This window comes from Catenuloplanes sp. NPDC051500 (assembly GCF_044454585.1).
Lineage (GTDB): Bacteria > Actinomycetota > Actinomycetes > Mycobacteriales > Micromonosporaceae > Catenuloplanes.
The window spans coordinates 1-17,307 of the sequence record NZ_JBITDX010000006.1 but is presented as its reverse complement, the minus strand read 5'-3'; the positions used below and the strand labels follow the sequence as shown (position 1 = coordinate 17,307).

The 17,307-nt window shown below is 70.3% G+C and carries 15 protein-coding genes; 13 read left to right on the top strand and 2 right to left on the bottom strand.

Features of this window, described 5'->3' with window-relative positions; genetic code table 11:
* The first annotated feature begins 2 nt into the window (after positions 1-2).
* The 4 genes from ACIA8K_RS13910 (at position 3) to ACIA8K_RS13895 (ending at position 5,180) form a co-directional block, all read left to right on the top strand.
* A complete protein-coding gene (locus tag ACIA8K_RS13910; protein ID WP_396058567.1) occupies positions 3-710 on the top strand; it encodes an ABC transporter permease in 708 nt (235 codons plus the stop codon).
* Entirely contained in the window at positions 686-1,414 is a 729-nt protein-coding gene (locus ACIA8K_RS13905; protein WP_396058565.1) for an ABC transporter permease, read from the top strand. The genes ACIA8K_RS13910 and ACIA8K_RS13905 overlap by 25 nt, the downstream gene beginning before the upstream one ends.
* A gap of 256 nt (positions 1,415-1,670) precedes the next feature.
* Complete coding sequence (locus ACIA8K_RS13900) at positions 1,671-2,672, top strand: glycine betaine ABC transporter substrate-binding protein (RefSeq protein ID WP_396058563.1); 1,002 nt, start codon at positions 1,671-1,673, stop codon at positions 2,670-2,672.
* Between the two features lie 114 nt (positions 2,673-2,786).
* A complete protein-coding gene (locus tag ACIA8K_RS13895) occupies positions 2,787-5,180 on the top strand; it encodes a hypothetical protein (protein ID WP_396058561.1) in 2,394 nt (797 codons plus the stop codon).
* 6 nt (positions 5,181-5,186) lie between these two features.
* Here ACIA8K_RS13895 and ACIA8K_RS13890 read toward each other — a convergent pair whose 3' ends face one another.
* Positions 5,187-6,350 carry an NADH-quinone oxidoreductase subunit D gene (locus ACIA8K_RS13890; RefSeq protein WP_396058559.1) on the bottom strand — a complete coding sequence of 388 codons (1,164 nt, stop codon included), beginning with the start codon at positions 6,348-6,350 and terminating at the stop codon, positions 5,187-5,189.
* Positions 6,347-7,390, bottom strand: a complete 1,044-nt coding sequence (locus ACIA8K_RS13885) for an SAM-dependent methyltransferase (protein ID WP_396058557.1) — start codon at positions 7,388-7,390, stop codon at positions 6,347-6,349. Before ACIA8K_RS13885 ends, ACIA8K_RS13890 begins: the two co-directional genes overlap by 4 nt.
* A gap of 1 nt (position 7,391) precedes the next feature.
* On the opposite strand from ACIA8K_RS13885, the gene ACIA8K_RS13880 reads away from it, so the two are divergent.
* The 9 genes from ACIA8K_RS13880 to ACIA8K_RS13840 all read left to right on the top strand — a co-directional run.
* Positions 7,392-7,616 (top strand): phytase, encoded by a 225-nt coding sequence (locus ACIA8K_RS13880; RefSeq protein WP_396058555.1) that lies wholly within the window; start codon positions 7,392-7,394, stop codon positions 7,614-7,616.
* A gap of 134 nt (positions 7,617-7,750) precedes the next feature.
* Positions 7,751-8,695, top strand: a complete 945-nt coding sequence (locus ACIA8K_RS13875; RefSeq protein WP_396058553.1) for a Rossmann-like and DUF2520 domain-containing protein — start codon at positions 7,751-7,753, stop codon at positions 8,693-8,695.
* Complete coding sequence (gene panC / locus ACIA8K_RS13870) at positions 8,682-9,524, top strand: pantoate--beta-alanine ligase (RefSeq protein ID WP_396058551.1); 843 nt, start codon at positions 8,682-8,684, stop codon at positions 9,522-9,524. Before ACIA8K_RS13875 ends, panC begins: the two co-directional genes overlap by 14 nt.
* A 146-nt stretch (positions 9,525-9,670) precedes the next feature.
* Positions 9,671-10,585 carry a septum formation family protein gene (locus ACIA8K_RS13865; RefSeq protein ID WP_396058549.1) on the top strand — a complete coding sequence of 305 codons (915 nt, stop codon included), beginning with the start codon at positions 9,671-9,673 and terminating at the stop codon, positions 10,583-10,585.
* A gap of 84 nt (positions 10,586-10,669) precedes the next feature.
* Positions 10,670-12,316, top strand: coding sequence for an L-aspartate oxidase (locus ACIA8K_RS13860; protein ID WP_396058547.1), 1,647 nt, complete (start codon positions 10,670-10,672; stop codon positions 12,314-12,316).
* Entirely contained in the window at positions 12,313-13,209 is an 897-nt protein-coding gene (gene nadC / locus ACIA8K_RS13855) for a carboxylating nicotinate-nucleotide diphosphorylase (RefSeq protein ID WP_396058545.1), read from the top strand. The genes ACIA8K_RS13860 and nadC overlap by 4 nt, the downstream gene beginning before the upstream one ends.
* Positions 13,210-13,225: 16 nt before the next feature.
* Positions 13,226-13,984, top strand: a complete 759-nt coding sequence (locus tag ACIA8K_RS13850; RefSeq protein ID WP_396058543.1) for a type III pantothenate kinase — start codon at positions 13,226-13,228, stop codon at positions 13,982-13,984.
* A gap of 549 nt (positions 13,985-14,533) precedes the next feature.
* Positions 14,534-14,887 (top strand): Lsr2 family protein, encoded by a 354-nt coding sequence (locus ACIA8K_RS13845; protein WP_033343563.1) that lies wholly within the window; start codon positions 14,534-14,536, stop codon positions 14,885-14,887.
* A 417-nt stretch (positions 14,888-15,304) separates the two neighbouring features.
* On the top strand, positions 15,305-17,307 hold a 2,003-nt coding region (locus tag ACIA8K_RS13840; RefSeq protein WP_396058541.1), incomplete at its 3' end, for an ATP-dependent Clp protease ATP-binding subunit.

Here is a 17,307-nt window from a genome sequence, read left to right as displayed (position 1 = left end):
GTATGTCCTCTCGGCAATGGGTGTTATTGGGCGCGCAGTACGCCGATGCACCCGGCAACCCGTGGTTCTCCTGGCAGTACCTGCGGGACAACTCCGACACGGTGGTGTCCGCGCTTGTTGAACACGTATCACTGACCGCCCAGGCGGTTGTGCTCGCGGCGGCGGTCGGACTCCCGCTGGCGGTTCTCGCCTACTGGTTCCGGCCGCTCACCGGCCCGATTCTTGCACTCTCCGGCGTGCTCTACACGATTCCGTCGCTGGCCCTGCTCGCCTTCGTCGCCCCGCTGGTCGGCACCACGCGTCCCGCATCGGTGCTTATCGCGCTGGTCCTGTACGCGCTGCTGCTGATCGTGCGCAACGCGCTGGCCGGGCTGAATCAGCTGCCCGCCGAGGTTCTGGACGCGGCACAGGGGATGGGGTACGGCCGGTTCGCCCGGCTGCTGCGGGTGGACCTGCCGCTCGCGCTGCCCTCGGTCCTCACCGGGCTGCGGCTGGCCACCGTCTCCACGGTGGCGCTTGTCACCGTCGGTTCGCTGATCGGGTACGGCGGCCTCGGCGACCTGATCCTCGGCGGCTTCCGGAACAACTTCTACAAGGCCGAGATCCTCACCGGTACGGTGCTCTGCGTGGCGCTGGGCCTGCTGCTGGACCTGCTGCTGGCCGGTGCGGGCCGGGTGCTCATGCCGTGGACGAGAGGGGCGCGCCGGTGAACGCGATCGGTCAGGCCGTCACCTGGCTCAACGACCCGCTCAACTGGACGAACCCGGGCGGGATCCTGGACCGGCTGGGCGAGCACCTGTGGATCTCGTTCGCCGCCGTGCTGCTCGGCTGCCTGGTCGCCTGGCCGATCGGCCTCTGGCTGGGTCACTCCGGCCGGGGCGGCGGCGTGGTGGTACTGGTCTCCAATGTGACGCTCGCCATCCCGACGGTGGCGCTGCTGACCATCCTGCCGCTCACCGCGATCGGCTTCGGGCAGCGGCCGGTGATCCTGGCGCTTGCCGTGTTCGCGGTGCCGCCGCTGCTGGCCAACGCGTACACGGGCGTGCGGGAGGTGGACCCGGAGGCGCGGGACGCGGCACGCGGCATGGGCCTGTCCGGCGGCCAGCTGCTGACCAGGGTGGAGCTGCCGCTGGCCGTGCCGTACCTGGCGACCGGCTTCCGTACCGCGTCCGTGCAGGTGGTGGCCACGGCCGCGCTGGCGTCCTTCGTGAACGGCGGCGGGCTGGGCCAGATCATCAGCGCCGGGTTCGGTCTGGGGATGTCGGTCGGCGGCGGTCAGATCCTGGCCGGCGCGCTGCTGGTGGCGGTGCTCGCGCTGAGCATCGAGGGCCTGCTGGCGCTTGTCGAGCGTGCGCTGACGCCCCGCCCGCTGCGTCGCGCCCGCCGGACTCGCCGTCGTGTGGCAACCGCCTGAAATACGCCGCTTGATGCGCGGAGAATGACAAGCTCAGAGGGAATAAAGACGGTGCTGTGTCAATCATGAACAGCGCTGGAATATGGATCATGACGATCCGGTGACGACTGTCCGTAAAAGTTGTCGTACCCGTGGTCAAGGATGTTGGGTGAGACGTCGCGGGCGGTCCCAACCCTGGTCAACGGCCAGGCATTCCGCCCGTCGGACACGCGGCCGTTCCCGACCGGGAGCGCGCCGGGACACGGAAGGCGGGCATATGAGATACACGCGTCTGACCCTGAGTGCGCTCGGCGCGCTCGCGGCGGCGACCATTCTGAGTGCTTGCGGTGATGCCGGTTCGTCCGGCACCGCGGCGCCGGCAAGCGCGGCGGCGGGCGCCGGCTGTGCAGGTGTGGCGGGCACCTCGCTCGTCGTGCTCACCGACGACAAGGGCCTGCAGAACACGGACAACGTGCTGCCTGCGATCAGCAAGGCGGCGGCGACGCCGGAGCTGGTCGCGGCGCTGGACAAGGTGTCCGAGTCGCTTGACACCACCAAGCTGATCGCGCTGAACAAGGCGGTCGACGTGGACCGCAAGACGCCCAAGGTGGCGGCGGACGAGTTCGCGGCCACCGCGGGCCTGACCACCGGCATCGCGAAGGGCCCGGGTGGCGAGATCAAGATCGGTGCGGCGAACTTCAGCGAGAACCAGACGCTCGCCGAGCTGTACAACATCGCGCTCACCGCGGCCGGCTACACGGTCACGGTCCAGCAGATCGGCAACCGGGAGCTCTACGAGCCCGCGCTTGAGAAGGGCGAGATCCAGGTCGTCCCGGAGTACGCGGCGACGCTCGCCGACTTCCTGAACGGCAAGGTCAACGGCAAGGACGCGGCGGCGGTCTCCTCCTCCGACCTGACCGCGACCACCACCGCGCTCGCGGGGCTTGGTGACAAGGTCGGCCTGGCGTTCGGCAAGCCGTCCGCAGCCCAGGACCAGAACGCGTTCGCTGTCACCAAGGAGTTCGCGGACAAGTACGAGCTGACCACGCTCAGTGACCTGGCCACGAAGTGCTCGGGCGCGGCGACAGTGCTCGGCGGCCCGGCGGAGTGCCCGCAGCGGCCGAAGTGCCAGGCCGGCCTGGTCAGCGTCTACAGCTTCCAGGCGGGTCAGTTCAGCTCGCTTGACGCGGGCGGCGCCCAGACGAAGAACGCGCTCAAGACCGGCACGGTCTCCGTCGGCCTGGTGTTCTCCTCGGACGGCGAGCTCGCCGCCAGCTGATCTACTCAGTTAAATTCGATCCGGCGTCATCCGCCCTGCTGGGACGGCCATGGCGCCGGATCGTGCTTTTTCGACCGTTTCGCTATTCGGGAACTCTCGGTAGGCTCCAGCACCATGCCAGCCCCTGATCCGGTTGAGGAGCGGGCCAACCCACGCCTGATGAAGGGCCTGCTCTGGGCCGGCATCGGCTTGGCGCCTCTCGCGGCGTTGCTCCTGCTCTTCGGCGACGGCACCGGCACGCTGCGGTTCGCCGTCTTCATCGTCCTCGTGTCGATCGCGTTGATCGGCGTCTCGGTCACCCTCCGTGGTGGATCGAGTGCGTCGCGAGCCGATCTCGAAGAGGCGATGGTCGAGGAGATGGTCCGGCTGCGCGCCGAGGTGCGAAGCGAGATCGCCAACGCGACCCGGGTCGGTCAGGCCGCCTCCAACCAGCGGCTGCAGGCGCTCGGCGCCGCGGTCGACGGGCTGCAGGCCCAGATCGCCGCCGCCGTGCAGGCCGGCGCGTCGGACTCCGGCCCGGCAGTGATCGAAGGGCTTCCCGCCCGGGCCGCGATCGGCGCCTCCGCCGGGGTGCCCGCTCCCGGGGTGCCCGCTCCCGGAGAGGCGGCTGGTCGCGCGACGGCCTCCGCGGGTTACGCCCGTGCCTCCGTCACGCCGCCGGCGCCCGCGCCCGAGGAACAGCCGGACTACGGCCGCCGCGGCTACGGCCAGGACAGTGGCCACGCCCAGGCCGGCGCATACGGCCAGGACAATGCCTACGGCCAGGACAAGGCATACGGCCAGGACAATGCCTACGGTCAGGACAAGGCATACGGCCAGGACAAGGCATACGGCCAAGACAAGTCGTACAACCAGGACAAGGCCTACGGTGGCCAGGGCAGCGGCGGATACGCGCCGGACCAGGAGAACGCCTACGGCGGCGACCAGGACGGCTACACGCCGCGCCGGGCCCAGCCGGCCGAGGGCGGCTACACCGGCCGCCGGTCCGCCGCCGTCGAGCCGGACGAGATCTACAGCCCGAACTCGTACAGGCCCGACGACCGCCGGGCGGCCGAGAGCCGTGGCAGCCGCCGGGCCGCCGAGGACCGCGCCGACAACGACTACGGCCAGGACGACAGGTCCGGTTACGAGCGCTCCGGCTACGAGAAGGACGGTTACGAGAAGGACGGCTACGACCGGGCCCGTGAGGACGACGGCCGCTACGACCGGTCCCGCGGCTACGACCAGGACGACGACCGCCGCGATCGACGCCAGGACCGCGGCGCCGACGAGTCCTCCCGCTCCCGGGCCGGCGCCTCCGCACGTGTCGGGCGCGCAGCGGGCGGCCGGGCCCAGGTCGGCCGCGGGCAGCTGGCCGGCGGGATCGTGCGGCACACCGAGACAGTGCACGTCACCACGCGCTCGACGATCGTGGATCCGCGCGGTGACAACGGCTCGCTCTACGGCACCGGCGAGTTCAACGGCCCGCGCGGCGGCTACGGCGACGACTACGGCCGGGAGACGCCGGCCCCCGGCCGCCGGGCCCGCAACTTCGATCCGGGCGCCCGCGACTTCGATCCCACCTACCGCGAGCTGCGCGGCGGTGGCTACGGCGACGGCCAGGAGCGCGAGGAGACCACGGAGGACGTGGCCGGCCGGCGCGCGGCCCGCCCCGGCCAGCCGAGCTGGGGTGGGCAGAACGATCGCGACGAGCCGAACCCCTACGACCGCCGGGACCAGGTCAACCCGTACGACCGTCCCGCGCTTGAGGCGTCCGCGGAACCGAGTTGGTCACAGGTGCGCCAGGAGGGCGACCGTTACGCGGCGGTCCGCCAGGACGACAGGGGCCAGGAGCTGCGCGTCGGCGAGCGACGGTCAAGCGTCCGGTCCGACGAGAGCGGCACGGAGATGCGCGTCGAGGACCGCTGGTCCTCGGTCCGCCGCGACGACCGCGCCCCGAACCCGTACGACCGCGGCGCTCCTGATCAGGGTTCGCACACCGGGCAGATGCGCCGGGTCGTTGATCAAGGCCCGCGCACCGGCCAGATCCCGCGCGCGATCGACCAGGGCCCGCGCACCGGCCAGATACCCCGCGTCGCGGGCGAGGACCCGCAGCCGTGGCGCACCCAGCAGCGTGGCGGCCGCCGGGACGAGCCGTGGCGCGTCGGTCCCGCGGAAGCGCCACCGGGCACCCAGGACTCCGGCCGCTACGACGAGCCGCGCGGCCGCTACGAGGAGCCCAAGGGCCGTTACGAGGAACCCAAGGGCCGTTACGACGAACCCAAGGGCCGCTACGAGGAGCCCCGGGGCCGGTACGAGGAGCCGCAGGACCGCTATGAGGAGCCGCGCGGCCGGTACGGCGACGACTGGCGGGCCGAGCGTGACCGTGGGGACTACCGCGAGCCGCCCGCGCGCGAACCCCAGCGGTTCGACCCGTCCAGCCTGTACGGCGAGGTCAGCCAGTTCACCGGCGACCAGCGTGCGATCTCCGCGATCGAGTGGGACCGGGAGGACTACCGCCGCCGGTAGCCCGCCTTACTTGTCGATGTCCCCGACCACGAAGAACATCGAGCCGAGGATTGCGATCAGGTCCGGCACCAGGCACCCCTGGAGCAGCGTGGACAGCGCCTGCACGTTCGCGTACGACGCGGTCCGCAGCTTGAGCCGCCAGGGCGTCTTCTCGCCGCGCGACACCAGGTAGTAGCCGTTGATGCCGAGCGGGTTCTCGGTCCACGCGTAGGTGTGCCCCTCCGGCGCCTTGACCACCTTCGGCAGCCGCACGTTTACCGGCCCGGTGATCCGGTCCACCCGGTCCAGGCACGTCCGGGCGAGGTCGAGTGACGCGTACACCTGGTCCAGCAGCACCTCGAAGCGCGCGTGGCAGTCGCCGGTCGTGCGTGTCACCACTGGCACGGAAAGCTCCCCGTAGGCCAGGTACGGCTCGTCCCGCCGCAGGTCCAGGTCGAGCCCGGAGGCGCGCGCGACAGGTCCGGACGCGCCGAACGCGGCCGCGTCCTCCGCGCTGAGCACGCCCACGCCCACGGTCCGGGCCAGGAAGATCTCGTTGCGCCGGATCAGGTGGTCCAGGTCCGGCATGCGCCTGCGTACCGCGTCGATCGCGTCTCTCGCCCGCCCGGTCCAGCCGTACGGGACCTCCTCCTTCAGCCCGCCGACCCGGTTGAACATGAAGTGCATGCGCCCGCCGGAGACCTCCTCCATCACGGCCTGCAGCACCTCCCGCTCGCGGAAGGCGTAGAACATCGGCGTGATCGCGCCGATCTCAAGCGGGTACGAGCCGAGGAACATCAGGTGGTTGAGCACCCGGTTCAGCTCGGCGAGCGCGGTGCGCAGCCAGACCGCCCGCTCCGGCACCTCCAGGCCCATCAGCCGCTCGACCGCGAGCACCACGCCGAGCTCGTTGGAGAACGCGGAGAGCCAGTCGTGCCGGTTCGCCAGCACGATGATCTGCCGGTAGTCGCGCACCTCGAACAGCTTCTCCGCGCCGCGGTGCATGTAGCCGACGATCGGCTCGCAGTCGACCACCCGCTCGCCGTCGAGCCGCAGCTTGAGCCGCAGCACGCCGTGCGTGGACGGATGCTGCGGCCCGATGTTGAGCACCATGTCCGCGGTGTCCAGCCCGGCCTGCGTCCCGACCGTCACCTCGCGCAGCTCCGATGATTCGCTCGCAGGCTCGCTCATGCCCTCATGCTGCCATCTTCATCGCTGAATGGGTGCGCCACGCCGATCGCCTGCACCAGCCACAGGTGCCCGCCCAGCCCGGCCGGATCGAGCAGCTCACCCACCTCGGACGCGCGTGCCAGCCCGCGCAGGTAGCCGCCGGGGTCGGTGGAGGCCAGGCCGATCGGTGGTCGCGTCGCATCGGCCCCGAGCGCCTGCAGCGCTTTTCTTTGCACAATCAGCTGGTACGGGTCCCCGTCCCTCTTCGCTCCTACGAGGGATGCGGTCCCGGCGTCGGCCACCGCGTCCATCGCGACATGAGCGGTGATGTCAGTGCTGCCGTCCGCCCGCGGCGCCACCTGCCGCCCGTCCCGGTACCCGGTCAGCGTGCCGTCCAGCGGGCGCCCGTCCCGCAGATGTCCATAGTCGATCGTCAGGGCGATGCCGCGGTCGACCTGTCGTACCGCCGCGGCCCAGGCCCGATCGCGGGTGTGCCCGACCTCGGCCCGCGCGCCCGGCGGCAGCGGCGGATACCAGCGCGCCAGCCAGGCCGCGTCCTCGTCGGCCACCGGCGGCCCGAGCGAGTCGTCGGTGAGTACGTAGCGAAGGCCCGCGCCGGTCGCCTCGACCACGTCGCACGGCACGTTGTCCAGCCACTCGGTGGAGATCAGCGCGCCGACGATCGCGTCCGGAATGCGGTGCGCCCAGCCGATGTCCGGCGGAAGCGCCTCGGGCCGCCCGGCCAGGTCGACGGCGACCGGGCGCAGCCGCCCCCCGAACTCTGCCCCCTGCCTCCGGGCGACGGCCAGCAGCAGCTCACCACGCCCGGCGCCGACGTCCACGAGAAGGAAAGGGTCAGGCCGGCCGAGCGCCTCGTCCACCCGCAGGAGAAGCCGGGCGAGCGCGTCGGCGAACGCGGGCGTCGCATGCACGCTGGTCCGGAAGTGCGCGCCGGGGCCGGCGGTTCCCGGCCGGGTGAAGAAGCCGCCCGGCCCGTAGAGCGCGGTCTCCATCGCCGGACGCCATCGAAGGCTGTTCATGCCGAGTTCAGGGGACGTCATCGTGGACACCCTACGGTCGGGCGCTGCTCTGGCCGTACCCCTGCTGCTCCTGACGACGACCGCGGTTCCGGCGGCCGCCCATGGGCCGCAACGGCTCGCGAGACTTAACGCGTCCGTGGAGACGCCGGCGTGGCACGACGACGAGGCGAGTGGCGACGCGGACGACCCGGCGATCTGGGTGCACCCGTCGAACGTCACGTTCGTCGATGCGGGCTTCCTGCGCTGACCGGGTGCGACGACCGTCCGGGTCGGTCCCGGGCGGTCGTGGTGAAGGTTTTCACACACGCTTGTATCAGCTCTGAAACACTGGCGCATACTGGCCCCGACCGGTACCCACCTTTCGAGGACTGGATCGCTGACATGGCCGCATCGATGCGCCGCTCCGCCATCTCAAAGCCTGTATCCCCAGCCGCCACGCTTGCCGTCGGGATCGTCGGCGCGGGCCGGGTGGGCGCCACGCTCGGCGCCGCGCTCGCCGCGGCCGGACACCAGGTGATCGCCGCGTCCGGCGCCTCGGACGCCACCACCGAGCGGATCGACAGGCTGCTGCCGGACGCCGCCCACCTGCCACCCACCCGGGTCGCCCGCGCGGCCACCGACCTGCTGCTGATCGCGGTGCCGGACGACGCGATCGCGGCAGTTGCCCGCGGGCTCGCGGACGACGGCGCGCTACGCCCCGGCCAGGTCGTCGCGCACACGTCCGGTGCGCACGGGCTCGCGACGCTTGATGCGGCAGTCGCGCGCGGCGCCCGCCCGCTCGCGCTGCATCCGGCGATGACGTTCACCGGCCGCGCGGAGGATCTGGCCCGGCTGCGCGGCATCTCCTACGGCGTGACCGCTCGCGCGGACGTCCGCCCGTTCGCGGCCCGGCTCGTCGAGCAGCTCGGCGGCGCGGTCGAGTGGATCCGCGAGGACGATCGCGCGCTCTACCACGCGTCGCTCGCACACGGCGCCAACCACCTGATCACGCTTGTCAACGACGCGCTGGACCGGCTGCGCGACGCCGGCGTGCGGCATCCGGAGCGGGTGCTGGCGCCGCTGCTGCGCGCCTCGCTCGAGAACGCGCTGGCGTTCGGCGATGCGGCGCTGACCGGCCCGGTCTCCCGGGGCGACGCCGGCACTGTCGCCCGCCACCTCGCGGAACTGACCGAGGTCGCGCCGGACTCCGTCGCGGTCTACCGGGCGCTGGCCCGGCGCACCGCCGACCGGGCGATCTCCGCCGGCCGGCTCCGCCCCGTCGACGCCGAGCCGCTGCTCGACGTCCTCGCCGACGCCCGGGAGGGCATCCCGCATGACGACCTCTGAGCTGGTGAACAGCGTCGCGGACCTGGCCGACGCCCGGGCGAAGCTGGCCGGCCGCGTCGCCGTGGTGATGACCATGGGCGCGCTGCACGAGGGCCACGAGGCGCTGATGCGCGCGGCCCGGGAGCGTGCCGACCGGGTGATCGTCACCATCTTCGTGAACCCGCTGCAGTTCGGCCCTACCGAGGACCTGGACCGCTATCCGCGCACGCTCGACTCCGACCTGGAGATCTGCGCGCGGGCCGGGGTCGACCTGGTCTTCGCGCCGTCCGCCCGGGAGATGTACCCGGACGGCCCGCCGCAGGTCCGCCTCAACCCGGGTCCGCTCGGCGAGGAGTTGGAAGGGGCGAGCCGGCCCGGCTTCTTCCACGGCGTGCTCACAGTGGTGCTCAAGCTGCTCCAGCTCACCCGCCCGGACCTGACATTTTTCGGCGAGAAGGACTACCAGCAGCTCACGCTGGTCAGGCGAATGGTCCGGGACCTGAACGTGCCGGTGGAGGTGATCGGCGTGCCGACCGTGCGCGAGCCGGACGGCCTGGCGCTGTCCAGCCGCAACCGGTACCTCTCCGCGGCGGAGCGGTCGGCCGCGCTTGCGCTCTCCGCAGGCCTGCGTGCCGCAGCGGAGGCCGCCGCCGCGGGCAGCTCGGTGGCGGACGCGCTCGCCGTCGCGCACGCGAAGATCACGAACGAGCCGGGGGTACGCCTGGACTATCTGGTCCTGCTCGCCCCTGATCTCGGCCCGGCGCCGGAGCACGGCCCGGCCCGACTGCTTGTCGCCGCGAAGGCCGGCACCACCCGGCTGATCGACAACATTCCGATAGAACTGCGCTGAGCTGCGGAAACCCGGGCAGGCCGGATGCTCGATCGAGCACGCGGCATGCCGGGTTTCCCTCCGGACGTTACGTTAGGCATCCGGGTCCGTTTCGGGCCACGCGCCGGGTAGGTCGACCGGCGCGGTTACGTGGGGAGGTTTCTCGGATGCGACGCTCGGTGGCGGCGCTGGCGCTCGGCGCCCTGATGACGGCCGGACTGGCCGGTTGTGGCATGCCGGAGGGCGTTGACGGCGAGCTGACCGACGACTGGGGTGCGATCGCGGCGCCGGCGTCGTTCGTGCCGTCCGCCGGGGTCTGCTACTCGACGGACTTCGCGCCGGTCGCGTTGCGCACGCTCTCCACGCCTGTGGACTGCGCCCAGGATCACCGTACCGAGACCGCGTTCGTCGGGACGTTCACCGGCGAGACCGCCGCGGCGGACAAGCCGCCGGCCAGGGACGCGGGCGGTGCGCAGGCCGCGTTCGCCGAGTGTGACAAGCAGTCGGCCACGTACCTGGGTGCGGACTGGCGGCTCGGGCGTCTCGCACTCGGCCTGGCGCTCCCGTCCGACAAGGCCTGGGCCGGTGGCGCCCGCTGGTACCGCTGCGACGTGACCGAGCGGTCGAACGTCGAGGAGAACGGCACCACTGTGGTCCGCAAGGGCTCGGCCAAGGACGGGCTCAAGGCGGAGGACGCGCCGCTGCGTCTCGGCTGCTACACGATGGATGTGCAGAGCACGCTCGAGATCACCAAGATGGCCGCGGCCGACTGTACGAAGGAGCACAACGGCGAGTTCGTCGGTGTCTGGCAGGCCCCGGCCAACACGAAGTACCCGCAGGTCACCGACGTCGCGGCCTGGCAGACCTTCTACAACAACTGCCGCCAGCGCATCGCCGACTACGTCAAGGTGCCGAAGGACGACGACCTCGCGGCCCGCAGCGGCGTCGCGCCGGTCCTGGCCAACGAGGCCGACTGGAAGACCGGTGACCGCGGCGCCCGCTGCTACATCTGGCTCCAGGACCTCAAGATCAGCAAGACGCTGCGTGCCGCCGGTCCGAACGCGCTGCCGGTCACGGACTGACCGCGGCCGGGGAGCGCGAGCGATTAGGCCCACTTTTCGCCGACGGCGCTCCCCAAGTGCGGGCGCGTCGAGTTGACTGGAGGGATGCGTCCACTCGATCTTCCGGCTCTGCCGACGCGTCTTGCCGCCCCGGCGCCGGGCTGGACCGAGACCACCGACGTCATCGTGGTGGGTTCCGGTATCGCCGGGCTTACCGCCGCGTTGCATCTTCGCGAAGGCGGAATTCACGTCACGGTGGTTACCAAGGTCAACATCGATGACGGGTCGACCAGGTGGGCGCAGGGCGGCATCGCCGCGGTGCTGGATCCGCTTGACACGCCGGATGCGCACGCGTACGACACGGAGCTGGCCGGCGTCGGCCTCTGTGACGAGGACGCGGTGCGGGCGCTCGTGGAGGAGGGCCCGGCCCGGGTCCGTGAGCTGATCCGGATCGGCGCCGAGTTCGACCGCGACGACGAGGGTGCGCTGCTGCTCACCCGGGAGGGCGGCCACCGGGCCAACCGGATCATCCACGCGGGCGGCGACGCCACCGGTGCGGAGGTCCAGCGCGCACTGCATGCCGCTGTCGGCCGTGACCCGTGGATCCGGATGGTCGAGCACGCGCTTGTCCTCGACCTGCTCACGGACGCGTCCGGCCGGGCCTGCGGCATCACGCTTCACGTGCTCGGCGAGGGCGAGGAGGACGGCGTCGGTGCCATCCTGGGCCGCGCGGTGGTCCTGGCCACCGGCGGGATGGGCCAGATCTTCGCGTCCACCACGAACCCGTCCGTCTCGACCGGCGACGGCGTGGCGCTCGCGCTGCGGGCCGGCGCCGAGGTCACCGACGTCGAATTCGTCCAGTTCCACCCGACCTCGTTCGTCAGCGGCGCGGTCAGCTCGGTACAGCGCCCGCTGATCTCCGAGGCGCTTCGGGGTGAGGGCGCGCACCTGGTCGACGGCGACGGCAAGCGGTTCATGGTCGGCCAGCACGAGCTTGCCGAGCTGGCCCCGCGCGACGTGGTGGCGAAGGGCATCCACCGGGTGCTGCTGTCCGAGGGCTCGGACCACGTCTACCTGGACGCCCGGCACCTGGGCCGGGAGTTCCTGGAGCACAGGTTCCCGACGATCCTGGCGTCCTGCCGTGCGGCCGGCGTGGACCCGGTGACCGACCTGATCCCGGTCGCACCGGCCGCCCACTATGCCTCCGGCGGCGTCCGCACCGACCTGCACGGCCGCACCAGCATCCCCGGGCTCTACGCCTGTGGTGAGGTCGCCTGCACCGGCGTGCACGGTGCGAACCGGCTGGCCAGCAACTCGCTGCTGGAGGGCCTGGTCTTCTCCCGCCGAATCGCCGACGACATCCGCCGTGAGCTGCCGCCGCAGTCCGAGCCGGTGATCCCGGACGCGGCGCCGGGCTGGGTGGTGGACGAGAACGCGCGGCCGGACCTGCAGCGCGCGATGAGCCGCGGCGCGGGCGTGCTGCGTTCCGGTGGTTCGCTTGTCGGCACGGCCGCCGCGCTCACCGCCACGGCCGGCCGCCGTGGCACGCCGCGCACCGCCAGCTGGGAGGCGACGAACCTGCTGACCGTGGCGACCGCACTGACCGGCGCGGCGTACGCCCGGCAGGAGACCCGCGGCTGCCACTGGCGGGAGGATTTCGGCGTGGCGGAGGACGAGTGGCGCGGCCACCTGATCGCCGCACTTGCCGAGGACGGAAGACCCACCCACACCTGGGAGCCGATCGCATCATGAGCTTTTCTGAGGCAACAGTGAAAGCGCTCGACGAGGCCGGGCTGCCGGTCGCGGAGATCGAGCGGATCGTCCGGACCGCGCTCGACGAGGATCTCGGCCCGGAGCACCGCGACGTGACAAGCGAGTCCACGATTCCGGCTGGGCAGACCGACACGGCGGACCTGGTGGCGCGCGCGGACGGCGTGGTGGCCGGGCTCGCGGTCGCCGCCGCGGTCTTCGAGCTCTCCTCCGGCCGTACCGCCGAGGTGGTGTTGATCTCGAAAGACGGCACGCCTGTGAAGCGGGGCGATGTGCTGGCCACCGTGACCGGACCCACCCGCGCGCTGCTGACGGCGGAGCGCACCGCGCTCAACCTGCTCTGCCGGGCCTCCGGCGTGGCGACGCACACGAGGGCCTGGGCGAACGAGCTGGCCGGCACGAAGGCGACGGTGCTTGACACCCGGAAGACCACGCCGGGCCTGCGGGTGCTGGAGAAGTACGCGGTGCGGGCCGGCGGCGGCACGAACAAGCGGATGGGCCTCTACGACGTCGCCATGATCAAGGACAACCACAAGCTTGCGGCCGGTGGACTCACCGCGGCCTACCGGCGGGTGCGGGAGACGTTCCCGGACGTGCCGGTGCAGGTGGAGGTGACCACTGTCGCGGAGGCGGTCGAGTCGGTCGAGGCCGGCGCGGACTTCCTGCTGTGCGACAACATGAGCCCGGCGCTGCTGCGCGAGGTGGTGGCCGCGGTCGGGGACCGGGCCGAGCTGGAGGCGACCGGCGGGCTGACGCTTGCGGTGGCGGCCGAGTACGGCGCGACCGGCGTGGACTACCTGTCGGTCGGCGGCCTGACCCACTCGTCGCCGATCCTGGACATCGCCATGGACCTGCGACCGGGGAAGAATGCCTGATCGCTAGGCTTCCACCGTGCTGCTCTGCATCGACATCGGAAACACGAACACCGTTCTGGCCACGTTCGACGGTGACCAGCTCCGGCACTCCTGGCGGATCAAGACCGACGCCCGGTCCACCGCCGACGAGCTGGGGCTGATGTTCCGCGGGCTGCTGGCCGGTGATGCCGTGGAGATCACCGGGGTGGCGGCCTGCTCGACAGTGCCGGCCGCCCTCCGCAACCTGCGCACGATGCTGGCCAAGTACTACGACGCGGTCCCGCACGTGATCGTGGAGCCGGGCGTGCGCACCGGCGTGCAGCTGGCGATCGACAATCCCAAGGAGGTCGGCGCGGACCGCGTGGTCAACACGCTCGCCGCGCACAGCCTCTACGGCGGTCCGTCGATCGTTGTCGACTTCGGCACCACCACGAACTTCGACGTGATCAGTGCGCGAGGCGAGTTCCTCGGTGGTGCGTTCGCGCCCGGAATCGAGATCTCGTTCGACGCGCTCGCGGCCCGCGCCGCGCAGCTGCGGAAGGTGGAGGCCACCAAGCCGCGGTCGGTGATCGGCAAGAACACGGTGGAATGCCTCCAATCCGGTCTCTACTTCGGTTTCGCGGGTCAGGTCGACCGGATCGTGGAGCGGATGACCGAGGAGATCGGTGAGGTCAAGGCCGTGATCGCGACCGGCGGCCTGGCGCCGCTTGTGGTCGCGGAGTGCCGCACGATCACGCACCATGAACCCATGATCACGTTGATCGGCCTTCGCATGGTCTTCGAGCGCAACGTTTAATTGGCCCGGTTCCAAAGAACAGGCGGGTGTACGTGACCTCGCGTGCACCCGTCGCTCGCCGAGTTGATATTTAGCCCCATTCCGTGACGGACAGCAATCCGTCGGACACGCAAGCGGGGTGAATCGGCGTCGGCCTTTATCCTTGCCGCGACGTGGAGAGTGGTACCCGCCGGGCCGGTGGCATCACTGCGGAGTAGAGTCCGAAATGCTCCGTTCTCCGTGTTCCGGTGTGACGGGGCGTGACTGCGGACACAACATCCACCTAGCAGGTCGCCAGGTAGCACTTGAGCGCCTCGCGGATTTCCGGTCACGATCCGGCCTCGTATCGAGGGTGAATACCTTCCAAGCGAGCAGTCGAGAATGTCGCTTCGGTGCCATGTCACCGGCTTGACCAGGTAATCCGTTCAACTTCGGCATTGTGGAAAGCCGCTGGACGGTTCCCCGCACGGCACGCCACAAGACCCTTGCCCATCCTATTGACGGGCGACGCATCTTTTGAGTTATTGTTCAGGTATTGCGGGAGAAACTTGCTCGGAAGGATAACGGCCCGTGGCCAAGCAGATCATTCACAAGCTGGTCGACGACATCGACGGCGGCGACGCGGACGAGACGGTCAAGTTCGCCCTCGACGGTGTGCAGTACGAGATCGACCTCTCGAAGAAGAACGCTGAGAAATTGCGGACGCTTTTCGAGCCGTACCTGGGCGCCGGCACTAAGGTCGGCCGGGGCGGTGTCGTTGTCGGTGGGCGCGCCGCACGAGGCCGTGGCGGTGCGGCGGCGGACCGGGAGCAGAACAAGGCAATTCGTCTTTGGGCCAAGAACTCGGGCAAGGAGATCTCCGACCGCGGGCGCATCCCGCAGGAGATCGTCGACGAGTTTCACGCGAAGGGCCCCGGGCGCTGACCGGCCGGTAGCTTCACTGTCCGGGCTCTCCGGAGTCTTGACATGGTCGAAGGCCCGCGACGCACACCGCGTCGCGGGCCTTCGTGCATGTTTTACCTGCTTACAGCGTTATCCACAGGCACCTGTGTATAACCACAGGCCTTGTGGATAACTCTGTGGACCTGTGGATTTCGCTCTCCGCGTACTGCCGCCGGCGGGGGAACAGGCGTTCGCCGTGGCAGGTTGGTAGAGACGTCGCTGACCGCTGTTACTCAGGAGCTTTCCAGAAACGATGGGGCCGCTTCGAGGAGCGGCGAAGTCGGTCGGCGGCGATAGAGTGATGGCACGGACCCTCCTCGTGTTGGTCCGGACGTGGCGCCGCCACGTTGCTCGACTCACAAGATCGAGTGCGCACGGCACGTGAGGAGCACAAGGGATATGTTCGAGCGATTCACCGACCGAGCGCGTCGGGTTGTCGTCCTGGCTCAAGAAGAAGCCCGGATGCTCAACCACAACTACATCGGCACCGAGCACATCCTGCTGGGCCTCATCCACGAGGGTGAGGGCGTCGCCGCCAAGGCCCTGGAAAGCCTGGGCATCTCGCTTGAAGGCGTGCGCCAGCAGGTCGAAGAAATCATTGGTCAGGGCCAGCAAGCCCCCAGCGGACACATCCCCTTCACGCCCCGGGCCAAGAAGGTCCTGGAGCTGTCCCTGCGCGAGGCGCTGCAGCTCGGCCACAACTACATCGGCACCGAGCACATCCTGCTCGGCCTGATCCGCGAGGGCGAGGGCGTCGCCGCGCAGGTCCTGGTCAAGCTGGGTGCCGACCTCAACCGGGTGCGCCAGCAGGTCATCCAGCTCCTCTCCGGCTACCAGGACAAGGGCGCCACCGCGGCCACCACGGCCACCGGCGAGGCGGCCCCGTCCACAAGCCTGGTGCTCGACCAGTTCGGGCGGAACCTCACCCAGGCCGCCCGCGAGGGCAAGCTCGACCCGGTCATCGGCCGGGACAAGGAGATCGAGCGGGTCATGCAGGTGCTGTCCCGCCGCACCAAGAACAACCCGGTCCTGATCGGCGAGCCCGGCGTGGGCAAGACCGCAGTGGTCGAGGGCCTCTCGCAGAAGATCATCAAGGGCGAGGTGCCGGAGACGCTTAAGGACAAGCAGCTCTACACGCTTGACCTCGGCGCGCTCGTGGCCGGCTCGCGGTACCGCGGTGATTTCGAGGAGCGCCTGAAGAAGGTGCTCAAGGAGATCCGCACGCGCGGCGACATCATCCTGTTCATCGACGAGATCCACACCCTGGTCGGCGCGGGCGCGGCCGAGGGCGCGATCGACGCCGCGAGCATCCTCAAGCCGATGCTGGCCCGCGGCGAGCTGCAGACCATCGGCGCCACCACGCTTGATGAGTACCGCAAGCACCTGGAGAAGGACGCGGCCCTCGAACGCCGCTTCCAGCCCATCCAGGTCGGTGAGCCGTCGCTGGCCCACACCATCGAGATCCTCAAGGGTCTGCGCGACCGTTACGAGGCCCACCACCGGGTCTCGATCACGGACGCGGCGCTTGTCGCGGCCGCCACGCTTGCCGACCGGTACATCTCCGACCGCTACCTGCCGGACAAGGCGATCGACCTGATCGACGAGGCCGGCGCACGGATGCGCATCCGCCGGATGACCGCGCCGCCGGACCTCCGCGAGTTCGACGAGAAGATCGCCGAGGTACGCCGCGGCAAGGAGTCCGCGATCGACGCGCAGGACTTCGAGCGTGCCGCCCAGCTGCGCGACAAGGAGAAGCAACTGCTCTCCCAGAAGGCACAGCGGGAGAAGCAGTGGAAGGCCGGCGATCTGGACGTCGTCAGCGAGGTCGACGACGAGCAGATCGCTGAGGTGCTCGGTAACTGGACCGGCATCCCGGTCTACAAGCTCACCGAGGAGGAGACCTCGCGCCTGCTGCGCATGGAGGACGAGCTGCACAAGCGCGTCGTCGGCCAGTCGGACGCGGTCAAGGCCGTCTCCAAGGCGATCCGGCGTACGCGTGCGGGCCTGAAAGACCCGAAGCGCCCGTCCGGCTCGTTCATCTTCGCCGGCCCCTCGGGCGTGGGTAAGACGGAGCTCTCCAAGGCGCTTGCCGAGTTCCTGTTCGGCTCGGAAGATGCGCTGATCCAGCTGGACATGTCGGAGTTCCACGACAGGTACACGGTGTCGCGTCTGGTGGGTGCGCCTCCCGGTTACGTCGGTTACGACGAGGGTGGTCAGCTGACGGAGAAGGTGCGTCGTAAGCCGTTCTCCGTGGTGCTCTTCGACGAGATCGAGAAGGCTCACCCGGACGTCTTCAACACGTTGCTCCAGATTTTGGAGGATGGTCGTCTGACGGATGGTCAGGGGAGGATCGTGGACTTCAAGAACACGGTCATCATCCTGACCACGAACCTGGGTACGCG